The organism is Rhodobacteraceae bacterium M385 (assembly GCA_025141835.1).
GTDB lineage: Bacteria > Pseudomonadota > Alphaproteobacteria > Rhodobacterales > Rhodobacteraceae > Gymnodinialimonas.
On the sequence record CP081102.1, the window covers coordinates 2442095 to 2455757 of the forward strand.

Here is a 13663-nt window from a genome sequence, read left to right on the forward strand (position 1 = left end):
GACGGTCCGGGGCGCTGTGAATGGTTTGCCCCAACTGGATTCCCCTGTAAGAGGGGGCGATTGTGGCACCTGAGCCACGGCGCAGACGGAATATTGAGGCCTGACTTGACTGTGAATATCGCACTCTTCCTTTCGTCCGATGGCATTGCCTTGGCCCATCGCCAAGCCGCAGGTCATTGGGCGATGATCGGAGAGACGGCACTGGACGTGCCCGATCTAAGCGCCACGCTTGCGGGCCTGCGCGACCTTGCGGTGGAACGCGAGGGCGATGGTTTTGAGGCGCTCTTGGTGCTGCCTGACGACCAGATCCTGTACACCTCGCTTACCGCGCCGACCTCTGACCCGGAGCTGACCGCCTTTCGGATTGAAGAAGGGTTGGAGGGACTAACGCCCTATGCCGTGACCGAGTTGGAATACGACTGGCAGGTTCTGGAAGAGGACCGGGTGAAGATCGCCGTGGTCGCCCGTGAAACGCTGGACGAAGCCCGCGGGTTTGCTGCGGAATATGGCTTTGCCGGCAAGGGGTTCGCCGCAATGCCGCCGATGGAGCGTTTTCCCGGCGTGCCGACATTCGGGCTTGGGAAAGAGGCCGAAACAATGGGCTTCAGCGCCGAGGGGATCGCCTTCGGGCCAGATACCTATGGCCAGCCGGACGCCCCCGTAGTTGAGGCGTCCGTAGTTGAGACAGCTGTTGAAGAGGCGACCGCAGAGGCTGAGCAAAACGCCGAAGAGAGCACGGCGACCGACGCCCCCGTTCCCGAGGCTGCCCCCGAGGATGACGCGCCTGAACTGTCGCTAGAGCCGCAGATCGAGGCACCCCTACCGGAAACGGCATCTACGGAACCGCAAGACCCCGTAGCCGAACCGAATGCCGCCTTGGCCGAGGCATTGCAGGTTGCAGCAGAGGCTGAAGAAGAAACCACCATTCAAGCCATTGAAGACCCCAGCGTTTCTGGCCCGATCACGGCATTGCCAGCAGATGACTCCTCGGCGCAGGTGCCCGACGTGGCGCCAGAACTGCCGTTGGAAACCATTGGCGACTCAGGCGACGACGACGATCTGTTGCCCCCTGCTCCCTCGCCCGCTTCTTTGCAGGCGCGGCAACGGGCGCGGGAACTACGCGAAACGCCGCCAACGGCAGAGGCTCCTAAGAAGGTTGCGGTTCCGCAAGAGGAAGCGCCAAAGCCGGACGCGCCAGCTGCCGGGCAATTCGTAGCGCGACGGGGGCCGACGACTGCGCCCACAGGCTCTGGCCGCGCGATTGCAACGCCATCTGAGACCGGCGGAGCGGTTCCAGCACCCGACAGCGGGCGCGGCTCACTTGTTGGGCAACGCAGCTCGCGCCTTGGGTTGGCTCATCCCGATGGCCCCGCCCGCAGCGCCCCGACGCCTGCGCCAGCGGAGAAAACGCCCGGCCCATCGACACCAGCAGCGGCGTCCTCCAGCTCTCCCATGCCGCGTTTGGCCGAGCAATTGCAGCGCGTGCGCAACGCCAGCAAGGCCCGCCCCGAGGCCGCTTCGGGCGACACGCCAGCGCCGCGCCCGCGCGTGGAAATTGTGCCGCAACCCCCGTTGGGGGACACCGGCGTTGCAGCGTTGCGCAAGCCCTCTCCTTTTGATGAACCGCCTGTGGGTGCGACGAAATCCGCGTCCCGTGGCGGGCGCCTAGCCGGGATGCTGAAACGTGGCTCCGGCGCGAAGCCTGCCCAAGCTGCCCCGACCCTCGACACTGGCGCTTCAGATGCAGCGACGTCGCCGGAAACGGCAGAGGCGGCGGCCCCGGCCCGTGGTGGTCTGCGGCGCCGTCAGAAGGCCGCTTCTCCCGCGGTTGAGGGCGAAACTGCAAGCGACAAGACCTTTGCCTCGGGCCTATTGGCGCGCAAAGCAACCAAACCCACGGGCGGCTCTTTCAAGACCGGCTTGGTTCTTACGGTGATCTTGCTTCTCTTGCTGGCGCTTGTGGCGATATGGTCCGTTTTGTTCCTGCCCGACAGCGCCGTCGCCCGCTTCTTTGGGGTCGGTCAGGACGATACCACCACCATCGCCAGCGGCGTACCCGCACCCGTAGTGGGGTCTGCGCCGCCGGTCTTCGGAGAGACCGAGACAGAGCAACCGACCTTTGCCGATGAGGCCGCGGCCGACGGCATTGTTCTGGAAAGCGACACGCCGGAGGTGGCCGATTTGGCCGCCAGTGACCCCGCCACGGACGAAGATATCGCCGAGCTGCCGGACATCGACGCCGACCTTGATCTGCCGCCGCTTCCCGTTATCGACCAGGGGCGCAATCCTTCGATTGAGGAAGCCGAAGCCCTTTACGCAGAAGACGGTATCTGGGCCCGGTCCCCTGAACGGCCAGACCTGCGTCCCTTTGATTTGCTGGACCGCGTCTACACCGCCTCGATTGATCCCGAGGTCAGCGCCTTTGACGCCGTTGCCTTGCCTGATCCGGGCGTGAACCCTGGCGAAATCTTACGCCGTTTTCCCCCGCCTCCGGCATTTGGGACCGAATTCAACCTGACAGAGAACGGCCTGATCGCCCCGACGCCAGAAGGCGTTTTGACGCCCGAGGGCGCTTTCGTCGTTTTAGGGGCGCCGCCTCGGGTTGCCGTTCAGCGCCCGCGTGAGGTGGCCTCGGCAGCGCCTGCGATCAACGCCGACGACGCAATCCTTGCCGCCTTCCGCCCGGCAGAGCGGCCCGGCGATCTTTCTGAAAGCCGCGAGCGGCAAATCTTGGGCGGCCTGACACAGGTAGAGTTGAGCGAACGTCGCCCCTCGGCCCGTCCCGCCTCGCCGCAGGAAACCGCGGCGCAGGCCTCTCTTTTCCCGGCAGAAGAAGAAACTTCCCCGACAGACCCCGACGCCGTGGAAGAGGCCGTTGAACTGGCGCTTGCGGGCACGGATCTGGCAATTGCGCGCTCCCTTCTGCCGCGCACCCGCCCCGGCAATATCGCCCAGATTGTGGCAGCCGCGGACCGCACCCCGACCGAGGCCCCCACCGCAGTGGCAGCCGCCGCCATTTCACCCGGTCCCACGATCCCATCCAACGCCGATGTCAGCCGCGCCGCGACCGAGCGGAACGTGATCCGCCTGCGCAACGTGAACCTGATCGGCGTCAGCGGCACTTCTTCGTCCCGTCGCGCCCTTGTGCGTCTGTCTTCGGGCCGCTTTGTGCGAGTCACAGTCGGTGATCGCCTGGACGGTGGCCGGGTCGCTGCCATTGGCGAAACGACCCTGCAATACGTGCGCAGCGGGCGCACTGTGACGCTGGAGATTCCGGGCTAAGCTGCTGGAATTGCGCCGCCGTTGACCTCGCTCGCTACCCTACAGAAGCAGTAGCGCCGCAAGGCCCAGGAACGCAAAGAAACCAACGATATCTGTCACCGTGGTGACAAAGGCCCCCGACGCCAGCGCCGGGTCAATCCGCAGGCGGTCCAATACGACGGGCACAAGGATGCCCGCAAGGCCCGCCACCAACAGGTTAATGATCATCGCCGCGCCGATCACGACGCCCAACATCATTGTTTCAAACCACACGACGCCCACGATCCCCATGATGACCGCGAAGATGGCGCCGTTAATCAGGCCGACGCCCGCCTCCCGCGCTACCACGCGCATCAGGTTGGAGGGGGTCAAATCCTTCGTCGCAATCGCTCGCACGGCGACCGTTAACGATTGAGTGCCCGCGTTCCCGCCCATGGATGCCACGATCGGCATCAGGACTGCCAAGGCCACGATGGTGGCCAGAGCAACCTCGAATTGCGCAATCACGAGCGAGGCGATGATCGAGGTCACAAGGTTCACAAATAGCCAGGGGAAACGTTGTTTCGTGGTTTCGATCACCCCGTCAGAAAGGCTCGATTCCTCGCCCACACCGGCAAGGCGCAGAATGTCTTCCTCGGCTTCCATATCCAGAACGATCATGGCGTCATCGATGGTGATGACGCCCACCAAACGGCCATCGTCATCGACGACAGGAGCCGTTATCAGGTGGTACTGGTTGAACGCATAGGCGACTTCTTCCTCCGGCAAGTTTGCCGGGATCGGGCGGAAACTGTCTTCTGTGATGTCGTGCAGTTTAACCCCGCGCACCGTCGCCAAAAGGCGCCCCAACATCACGTAACCCGTTGGCTTCATACGGGGATCTGTCAGGATAACATGGTAGAATTCTTCCGGCAGATTCCCGGCCTGACCGCGAATGTAATCTATCGCCTCGCCCACCGACCAATGCTCGGGCACGGCAACGATCTCGCGTTGCATCAAGCGGCCGGCGGTATCTTCGGGGTAGTTCAGTGCCGCTTCAACGGCGGCCCGATCCGCCGGTTCCAACGCCTCAAGGATAACCTCGGCCTGATCGTCGCCGGCGTCTTCCAGCAGATCGACCACATCGTCCGAGTCCAACTCGCGCACGGCAACGGCAATCTGCGTGTCCGGCAGCAGAGACAGGACCTCTTCGCGCAGGCCTTCCTCAAGCTCGGACAGAACCTCGCCGTCGATGCCTTTGGACCAGTGCGTTAACCAATCCTCGCGCTCGGCACTGGTCACCTGTTCCAATAAGTCGGCAATGTCAGCGGGGTGAAGCGGTTCCATCAAGGCATCGATGGCGGCCACATCGTGGGCTTCTAGGGCGTCGCGCAGGCGGGCGCGCAAGGATTTATCCAGCGCATAGGTGTCGCGTGCATCGTCGGTGGACTGGTCTACATCTACGGCCATGGGGCGCCCCCTGTTTTTCGCTCATAAACCGCCTAACATGAGGGCACGAGAAGGGCTATCACCGAGCAGTAAAAACCGGAGGCGACCGTGCAAGAACATCTGATCCTTGGCCAAGTTTTGTGCTTTGACGGCGACCCTCGCAAACTGGGGCTAGACGCAGTGCGCCACGAAAGCACTGGCGGCGTCCTGATCCGCAACGGCATGATTGCCGATGTCGGCGATGGCGCGGCGTTGCGGGCCGCCCATCCATCGGTGCCCGTCATAGACCACGGCTCCGACGTGATCTTGCCCGGCTTTGTGGACGCCCACACCCATTACCCCCAAACGGCAATGATCGCCTCTTGGGGCAAGCGGCTGATTGACTGGCTCAACACTTATACGTTTCCCGAAGAAGCCCGCTTTAGCGACCCCGCCTATGCCGCCGATATTGCGGGCCGCTATCTGGATCTTCTCACATCTAACGGCACCACCACGGTCGCCAGCTACGCCACGATCCACCCCGCCTCCGTCGAGGCCTTCTTTAAGGCAGCCCAAGCCCGCAACATGCGCGCGTTGACGGGCAAAACCTGCATGGACCGCAACGCGCCCGATAACCTGCGCGACACAGTGCAATCGGCCTATGACGATAGCCGTGCGCTCTTGCAAAAGTGGCACGGGCAAGACCGCCTCGGCTACATCATCACCCCGCGCTTTTCGCCCACCTCCACGCCCGAACAACTCAGCGCCTTGGGGGCGCTCTGGGCCGAACACCCCGATTGCCTGATGCAAACCCACCTGAGCGAACAGGTGGATGAAATCGCTTGGGTGCGCGACCTCTACCCCAATGCCCGCGACTACCTTGATACCTACGAGGCCCATGGCTTGCTCGGGACCAAGGGCCTCTACGGCCACGCCATCCACCTTGAACCCCGCGAAATCAGCCGCTTGGAGGAGGTCGGCGCTGCGCTGGTCCATTGCCCGACCTCCAATACCTTCATCGGTTCGGGCCTGTTTGACATGTCCCTCGCCGATCGGATGCCCGTGGGCCTCGCGACTGATACCGGCGGCGGCTCCAGTTTCTCGATGCTGCGCACCATGGCTGCCGCCTATGAGATCGGGCAGCTTCGCGGCACGCCGCTGCACCCGGCAGAGCTGCTCTGGCGCGCCACCGGCGGTTCTGCCGAAGCGCTCCACCTGTCGGACAAGATCGGCCGCGTCGCGCCGGGGTTTGAAGCGGATCTCTGCGTCCTCTCCCTCTCCTCCACCCCTGCCATTGCCCAACGATCCGCCCGCGCCACCACGATATGGGAGGCGATCTTTCCCACCATCATGATGGGCGACGACCGCGCCATTACGCAAACCTATGTCGCAGGCACACCGGTCACCTCGGTCCAATAATTCCTCGTTCTTGAAATATCCCGGGGGGCGGGGATTTGCTTGCAAATCTCCGCAATGGGGGCAGCGCCCCCAGCACGCGGCAAAGCCGCGTTCCCGCACACGTCACCCCGTAACAATTCGCTCGGCTATCGCCTAAACCGCATCCTCAACCGCGCCGACGATATCATCGACCACCGCCGTCATCAGCGCCTCATCTTCTGCCTCAGCCATCACGCGGATTAGGGGCTCTGTGCCGGACTTGCGGATCAACAAGCGCCCGGTTCCGGTCAACCTCTGCTCGCCCGCTGCAATCGCGGCTTTCACGCCGGGCGCATCCAAGGGCGTTGCGCCGAGCTCGAACCTGACGTTTTTCAACAGTTGGGGCACGGTCTCAAAACTATGGGCCAACGCGCTGGCTTTTTGCCCCGTGCGGACCATCTCCGCCAAAAACTGCAAGCCCGCGATCAAGCCGTCACCGGTCGTCGCATAATCAGTCATCACGATATGGCCCGATTGCTCTCCGCCCAGGTTCAACCCGTTGGAGCGCATCGCTTCCACCACGTGGCGGTCGCCCACGGCGGTGCGATGCAGGGTGATCGCAGATTCCGCCAGATACCGTTCCAACCCCAGATTGGACATGACCGTGGCCGCCAGAGTGCGCCCCTTCAGGCGGCCTTCATCGGACCAGCGCTTGGCAAACAGGGCCATGATCTGGTCGCCGTCAGCCACATTACCCTTCTCGTCGATCAAAATGACCCGGTCAGCGTCGCCATCAAGGCAGATGCCCACGTCTGCGCCCACTTCCCGGATCTTTGCCGCTGCCGCCTCGGGCTTGGTCGAACCGCAGCCCAGGTTGATGTTCAACCCGTTCGGCTCCACCCCAATAGCAACCACGTCGGCGCCCAATTCCCACAAGACCTCTGGCGCCGCGCGGTAGGCCGCACCGTTGGCGCAATCAATCACAACCTTCATCCCGTCGAGGGGCAAATCGCTGGGGAAAGTAGATTTAACTCGCTCCAGATACCGGAAACGCCCATCATCAATTCGCTTGGCGCGGCCAATGTTGGTGGATTGCGCCGGATCGACGCCCTCAAGGGTCATCTTCTCAATCGCCAGTTCGGCATCGTCATCCAGTTTGAAGCCGTCGGGGCCGAAAAACTTGATGCCATTATCAACCGCCGGGTTATGGCTGGCCGAGATCATAACGCCCACATCCGCCCGCATCGACGGTGTCAGCATCCCCACCGCAGGTGTTGGCACCGGCCCCAGCAACAGCACATTCATCCCGGTCGAGGTAAACCCCGCCGTCAGCGCATTTTCGATCATATAGCCAGATAGCCGCGTGTCTTTGCCGATCACAACCCGATGCGCCGCCGAGCCATCGCGCCGGAAGAAGCGCCCTGCCGCCGCGCCCATGCGCAGCGCCATTTCGGCGGTCATTGGATAGGTGTTGGCTTGGCCTCTTACACCGTCGGTGCCAAATAATTTGCGCGTCATTCTAGTTCCAATACCTTCACATTAACCAATTAAGTTACTGGCTACGATGAGCCGCGCGCCAAAGCGCGATCATCTGAGTGTGCATCTCTATATCATGGACGCGCAATATCTGTACGCCCTGCCCCACGGCCCATAGGCCGATGCCCGCCGACCCCGGCCCCCGTCGGTCTGCCTGCGGTTGAGCCGCAATCGTCCCAATAAACCCCTTGCGCGACACCCCAAGCAGGATGGCGCAGCCAAGGCTGTGGAACAGCGACACCCGTTGGATGAGCGCCAGGTTCTGCGGCTGCGTCTTGCCAAAGCCGATGCCCGGATCGACGATAATCCTGTCGCGAGCCACACCGGCAGTCACGGCCATTTCAATGGCGTCTTGCAGCCCGTCATAGACATCCAACAGAACGTCCGAATACGCGGATGCGGCCTCTGCCTGCATGGTGTCGGGGGTGGCGATGGAATGCATCAGGATCAGTGGTGCGCCTGTGGTGGCGGCCACATCGGCCAGCTCTGGGTCAAACCGCAGGCCCGACACATCGTTCAGAATATGCGCGCCCGCCGCCATTCCAGCCCGCGCCACCGCGGATTTACGGGTATCAAGGCTGATTACCGTGCCAACGCTTTGCAGCGCGTCGATCACCGGCGCGGTGCGGGCGATTTCCTCGTCGGGCGGCACGAAGACTGCACCGGGGCGTGTAGACTCGCCGCCGATGTCGATAATCTCGGCCCCCTCGGCCACCATTTGGCGCGCCCGCGCCACTGCGGCCTCCAGCCCGATATGGCGTCCTCCGTCCGAGAAACTATCCGGAGTCGTATTTAGAATTCCCATGGTCCGAGGTTCATCAAGCGACAATGCGCCAAGCGGGGATCGCGGGGCACTCATGCGGTGCAACACGTCTTCCGGCACGTCGGACAAGGGCACGATCTGCGCGGTTCCCCCACGGGTCAACCGCTCAACCCGGTCAAACCAAGCCCAACCGCCCGCCAAAGGCAAGGCAGTGGCAGGGCGCGCGGGATCAAGGCTGGGGATGGCTCGCCAATAATAGGTCATGGCGCGAAATATCGCCCGATGCGGCGCGATACAAGTCTGCACAAACTATGTGCTGTAAAAGACCAAAAGCGGGGTCGCGCTCTGCCCGGTTCTCTGGCACCAAGTGGCATGGCACAAACACTCCCCTTTCGGACCCAACGGCTCACCGGCAATCCCCCTGTTCCAGAAGCGGCGCCGCTTTATGGGCGGTTGTTCGGCGACAGCGCCAAGAATGACCTGAGCCGTGATATTCAGGACTGGAAGCGCCATTCAATCGCACCTTGGAGCCTGTCCCACGCGGGCAATGAAGTGGGCGTCGGCGGCTTCCGCATTGGCTTCGCCGACAATGGGCTAGAGGTGCTTTTTCATTTTGTACCAGAGGTTTGGGGCCAAGGGCTTGCCAGCGAGTTCCTGAATGCCGCCCTTGATTATGGGCGCGTTGACCTGCGTGAAGATCGCTTCTTTGGCTATGTAGAGCGCGACGACAGCGCCTCTGTCCGCGTGATGGAGAAAGCAGGGTTCGTTCCCGCCCCGAACGAGGCAGACAAGCGCCTGTTGATGCGTCTTACGTAAGATCGGGCATCGCATCGGCGGCGAAAGCATCGCGGCCCGTTTCGCCTTCGGCCCCAAGGGTAATGACCCGTTGCGCCTCAAACGCATCGCCAAGCCACATGGCCAGTGCAACAGGATCGGTCACATCGGTGCCCGGCCCTTCTACCGCATCAAGGACCAGTTTGGATGGGGCCCAAACGCTGATTTTCCCTTGCTTCATCGCCCAATCAAGCTCGGTACGGCTATCCACCACAACGCATCGGGCGTCCCTTGCCGCCAAAACCCAGGCCGATTGTTCAATCGCCAACAGCGCGATCCGCCGCTGGGGCATGGCGTGAGCCGCTTGCGGGGCGGCCACCTTGGGGGCGTCTACACAAAGGATCAAAGGCGCTTCGGCCTTCTCCAACGCGTCCAACAAGGTGGGGAGGTCGGGCCGGTGAATGGCCGCATCCGAAAGGTAGACGACAATGGGATGGGGGGCGGCATCGGCCAACAAACGCAGGCGGCGACGGCCTTCGGGCGCTTGGCGGAGGATTTCGACGCCCAAGGTGTACGGCCCTCGATCCAGCTTGCCGATCCGCACGAATACCCGCGCGGCCAAGGGGTGCTCCAGAATGCTATCGGCAATTCGCGCGGCAAGGGTTTCCAGCAGGTTCACCCGTTCGGCGGCCAAGGCCGCGTCAATCGCCTCGGCGATCGTGTCATAGCTTAGAATGCGGTCCACATCATCGGTGGCGCTTTCTGCGCGGGTCTCAACCTCGACCACCACATCGAACCGGATCTTCTGGGTCACGCCCCTTTCGGCCTGAAACGCCCCAATCTCGACCTCGCGCACATGGTCCGTCATCGAAATACGGTCGCGCGGCGTGCCATCGGCGGTCGCCTTGGCCCGTTCAGAAGGGTGACTAAAGGCTTGGGAAATCTCGTCAGACATGGGCGTGCGCCTTGGATTGGGACAAGGCTCGTCTAACACGGGAAATTCGCGCTGCAAGGGCCAGCTTGCGGCGACTATACCGCCAAATCCGACGTAAAGTCAGTATTGCTGGCGGTAGAATTGGTGAATGCCGATGGCGGCAGTCTGAGGATAAACGCTTGCCCACCGGGGGTTTACCCAATCGGCGTGGTAATGGGTGGCCCCCGCCGTCAGGTCGCGCGGGGCGTCGTCGATCATGATCCGCGCGATATGGCCAAGACGGTGCATCGCGGTCTCGTCCGTCATCTCTTCCGAGCGTCCATCGCAGGTATAGGTGAACTGGCAGGCGAACTGGCGGCCCGTGCCTTGGGTGATAACACCACAGATCGTATCGGGGTAATTATCCGCATCGACGCGATTCAAGATCACTTCAGCGACAGCATACTGACCTGCAATCGGCTCCCCCCGGGCTTCAAAATAGAGCGCTTCCGTCAGGCATTGCCATTGGGCGTTGCCACGAGGCGCGCGCAAGTTGTCCAACTCTGCGGTATCCATGATCCGGGGGTCGTCACCCGCCAAGTTCGCATCATAGGCAGAACCAATTTGGCGCAGGCGTGTAGCTGTCAGGGACGACAGAGAAGCGGCCTCCATCCCCATCAACTGATCCAGTACGCCAGAAAGCCCGTTGGCCGCCGTCGAGGTACTCAGCGTCACATCCGTGGCCGTCATGTTCTGCGCGTTGGCACCTGTGGTGGCATAAACAGCCAAAAAGCCCGCGCCAAACGCGGACAATATCCGTAGTTTCATCACTGCACCCTTCCAAGGGAAAAAGCCGGTCCCATTCTGTTGCGGGTCCTGACTGATCTCGTTGGGGGGGTAGTTAACTCAAATTGTAGGAACGGCAAAATCGGCCCTGAATCATGTGTTGCCCCGTATGTCGGCCACTAGATTTAGACGGCAACTCTTAAAGTTATACCTTAGCGTCCCCGGACAAGCCCTTGTCTTGGATAGAAAATTGCGCGGCGGCAAGTTTCGCTACCGGCACCCGGTAAGGAGAGCAAGACACATAGTCGAAACCCGCCTTGCGAGAGAACTGAACCGACTCTGGATGGCCACCATGTTCGCCACAAAGCGCCAAAGTCAGCTCGGGACGCACCGAACGTCCCCGTTCAGCGCCCAGAAGCACCAACTCCCCCACACCATCAATGTCCAGCTGCCGGAATGGATCTTCAGGGAAGACCCCCTGTTGCACATAGGCCGACATGAACCGGCCTGCATCATCCCGGCTGAGGCCATAGGTCATTTGGGTCAAGTCATTGGTGCCGAACGACAAAAATGCAGCATGTTCGGCGATTTCACCGGCCCTTAGGGCGGCACGAGGCGTTTCGACCATTACGCCTAGGCGGTAGGTGAAATCCACGCCAGTCTTGCTGCGCACTTCGGCGGCAATACCGTCAACGGCGGCTTTCACGATCTCCACCTCACGGCGGGCCGTGACGAGGGGGATCATGATCTCGGGGACAATCGGCGCCCCCTTCTTCGAGGACGCAACCGTCGCCTCAAAGATCGCGCGGGCCTGCATTTCGTAGATTTCAGGCACGGTAATGCCCAGGCGGACACCGCGCATCCCCAACATTGGGTTGAATTCTTGCAACGCCTCAATCCGCTGCGCCACACGGCTGACGGGCAGGTCCAGCGCCTCTGCCAAGGCGCGGATACCCTCACGGTCACGGGGCAGGAATTCGTGCAAAGGCGGGTCAAACAGGCGGATGGTGACGGGCTGGCCCTTCATCAACTCGAACAATTTGGTGAAATCTTCGCGCTGCATCGGCAGCAGACGATCAAGTGAGGCAGCGCGATCTTGGGCGTTCTCGGCAAAGATCATCTCGCGCATCACCGTCATGCGGGTGGCGTCAAAGAACATATGCTCGGTCCGGCACAGGCCGATCCCGTCCACCCCGAAACGCTGCGCCATGGCGGCATCTTCGGGCGTGTCTGCATTGGCGCGAATGCCAATATCGCGGGCGTCATCGGCCCAATCCATCAGCTTGGCGAAGGCACCACCCAGGGCGGGTTCAATCATCTCGGCAGCGCCGACAAGCACTTCCCCGGCAGAGCCATCAAGGGTGATGATGTCACCCTCATGAAACACCCGACGCCCGGGCACGGTGATTGTCTTCTTGCGCGTATCCAGTTGCAGGCTGGTCGCACCCGCCACGCAAGGCAGGCCCAAACCGCGGGCAATGACCGCCGCATGGGACGTCACGCCGCCGCGTTCTGTCAAAATCGCCTGGGCCGCGTGCATCCCGCGAATATCTTCGGGCGAGGTTTCGCGGCGCACCAGAATGCACGGCTCCCCCTGGGCCGCGGCAGCGGTGGCGGCAGCGGTCGAGAACACGATCTTGCCCGTCGCCGCACCGGGCGCGGCGGGAATACCCGTCGTCAGCAAATCGCGGTCCCCACCGGGCTTGACCTGCCGGTGTAGCAATCCATTGAGCGTATAGGGCGGAATGCGGGTCAACGCCTCTTCCCGAGGGATAACGCCAGTCTCGGAGAGGGCGACGGCGATCTCAACCTCACCACGCGCGGAACGGGGCGTGCGCACGGCGTCGAGTATCGACAATTCCCCATCCATCAACGTGAACTCGATCTGCATTTCTTCGCGTAGCCGTTGGCGCATCACCCCATGGGCATCGCGCAGGGCCTGCACCTGATCGGGCGCGACGTCTTCCAAGGCTGCACCACGGGGGTCGCTTTCGATGAATTGCGCCGCCCCTTCTGTCAGCGCCTGACGCCCCTGCCCGCGCGGCAGATATCGCCCGGTGACCTGAGGTTCCCCAGTGTCGGAGGAGACGAATTGAACCACCCCCGCCCCGGAAATCCCCTGCGCCGGACCAAGCGCCATTTTCTGCACCACAAGGCCAAGCCCCGCATCGGCAGGCGCCCCTTGGGCCTGACGCAAGAGCCGCGCAGTCGTGCCTTCCCAAGCCCGCGCCATGGAGCGGAGCACTTCGGCCAATTGCACCGTGGGGTCCTGGGGGAAAGGTTCTTCCATCTCGGCCTCATAGGCCGCTTTGGCGAGCCTTGGGGTGATGGGGTTTTCAAAATCATCGGCATCAAGGCGATGGACATATACAGCGTAGGACCGGATGAAACGCGTATAGACCGCGCCCGCCACGTCGGGGCCGTGGGTTTGCGCCAGCGCATCATGGGTGGCGTCGCACATGCCGACATTCAGGATCGTGCCCGGCCCGCCCCAATCGGGCGTTTCCGACGACGAGCGCACGGACAAGAGCGCACCAGAGCCAAACAGGCCCACCAGCGATTCCAGATCGGGCATACGCCCTTCCGCAATCGCGCGCACCGTATCGAAGCTGAGCGCCACGGTCGGCGGCACCGGCATATCCAGCCGCACCAACCGCTGAAGGCACTTCGCACGGTTCCCATGCCGGTCCTTGCGGATATCGGCGGTGGGCGTGATCTCGGTGAAGTCAGGCGTGGTAAGCATGAGCCGGGTTCCGGGTTAACATTCGCGAACGATACAGTCGGAGACATGACTGTCCAGTTAACCGGGCAATCATGTGACAGTTTTGTGCAGAGTGTTGCTGCGG

General features: G+C 62.4%; 9 protein-coding genes. 3 read left to right on the forward strand and 6 right to left on the reverse strand.

All coding sequences use genetic code 11. The features are described from left to right. The first annotated feature begins 105 nt into the window (after positions 1 to 105). Entirely contained in the window at positions 106 to 3282 is a 3177-nt protein-coding gene (locus K3728_11910) for a hypothetical protein (GenBank protein ID UWQ94420.1), read from the forward strand. Positions 3283 to 3321: 39 nt separating this feature from the next. On the opposite strand, the gene mgtE is transcribed toward K3728_11910, so the two are convergent. Further along, positions 3322 to 4710, reverse strand: coding sequence for a magnesium transporter (gene mgtE / locus K3728_11915; GenBank protein UWQ94421.1), 1389 nt, complete (start codon positions 4708 to 4710; stop codon positions 3322 to 3324). 99 nt (positions 4711 to 4809) lie between these two features. Here mgtE and guaD point away from each other — a divergent pair, with 99 nt between their 5' ends. Then, complete coding sequence (gene guaD, locus K3728_11920; protein ID UWQ97540.1) at positions 4810 to 6087, forward strand: guanine deaminase; 1278 nt, start codon at positions 4810 to 4812, stop codon at positions 6085 to 6087. 132 nt (positions 6088 to 6219) lie between these two features. Here guaD and glmM read toward each other — a convergent pair whose 3' ends face one another. Both glmM and folP read right to left on the reverse strand, forming a co-directional pair. Continuing rightward, on the reverse strand, positions 6220 to 7563 hold the full coding sequence (glmM, locus tag K3728_11925) for a phosphoglucosamine mutase (protein ID UWQ94422.1): 1344 nt from the start codon (positions 7561 to 7563) through the stop codon (positions 6220 to 6222). 34 nt (positions 7564 to 7597) lie between these two features. Next, the gene (gene folP / locus K3728_11930; protein UWQ94423.1) at positions 7598 to 8608 is read right to left on the reverse strand and encodes a dihydropteroate synthase; all 1011 of its coding nucleotides are present in this window, start codon (positions 8606 to 8608) and stop codon (positions 7598 to 7600) included. Positions 8609 to 8716: 108 nt separating this feature from the next. On the opposite strand from folP, the gene K3728_11935 reads away from it, so the two are divergent. Further along, positions 8717 to 9160, forward strand: coding sequence for a GNAT family N-acetyltransferase (locus tag K3728_11935; GenBank protein ID UWQ94424.1), 444 nt, complete (start codon positions 8717 to 8719; stop codon positions 9158 to 9160). Here K3728_11935 and K3728_11940 read toward each other — a convergent pair. From K3728_11940 to K3728_11950, 3 genes are all read right to left on the reverse strand, one after another. Further along, the gene (locus K3728_11940; protein ID UWQ94425.1) at positions 9153 to 10073 is read right to left on the reverse strand and encodes a dihydroneopterin aldolase; all 921 of its coding nucleotides are present in this window, start codon (positions 10071 to 10073) and stop codon (positions 9153 to 9155) included. The two genes, K3728_11935 and K3728_11940, sit on opposite strands and share 8 nt — an antisense overlap. Before the next feature lie 99 nt (positions 10074 to 10172). Continuing rightward, complete coding sequence (locus tag K3728_11945) at positions 10173 to 10709, reverse strand: cell wall hydrolase (GenBank protein ID UWQ97541.1); 537 nt, start codon at positions 10707 to 10709, stop codon at positions 10173 to 10175. A 313-nt stretch (positions 10710 to 11022) separates the two neighbouring features. Then, positions 11023 to 13560, reverse strand: a complete 2538-nt coding sequence (locus tag K3728_11950; protein UWQ94426.1) for a pyruvate, phosphate dikinase — start codon at positions 13558 to 13560, stop codon at positions 11023 to 11025. Between the last annotated feature and the right edge of the window lie 103 nt (positions 13561 to 13663).

Bases quoted from the DNA above. Each gene is read 5' to 3' on its own strand.
- K3728_11950 (UWQ94426.1), bottom strand. From the start codon at position 13,560: ATGCTTACCACGCCTGACTTCACCGAGATCACGCCCACCGCCGATATC.
- K3728_11945 (UWQ97541.1), bottom strand. From the start codon at position 10,709: ATGGGGATGGAGGCCGCTTCTCTGTCGTCCCTGACAGCTACACGCCTG.
- glmM (UWQ94422.1), bottom strand. From the start codon at position 7,563: ATGACGCGCAAATTATTTGGCACCGACGGTGTAAGAGGCCAAGCCAAC.
- folP (UWQ94423.1), bottom strand. From the start codon at position 8,608: ATGACCTATTATTGGCGAGCCATCCCCAGCCTTGATCCCGCGCGCCCT.
- K3728_11940 (UWQ94425.1), bottom strand. From the start codon at position 10,073: ATGTCTGACGAGATTTCCCAAGCCTTTAGTCACCCTTCTGAACGGGCC.
- mgtE (UWQ94421.1), bottom strand. From the start codon at position 4,710: ATGGCCGTAGATGTAGACCAGTCCACCGACGATGCACGCGACACCTAT.
- K3728_11935 (UWQ94424.1), top strand. From the start codon at position 8,717: ATGGCACAAACACTCCCCTTTCGGACCCAACGGCTCACCGGCAATCCC.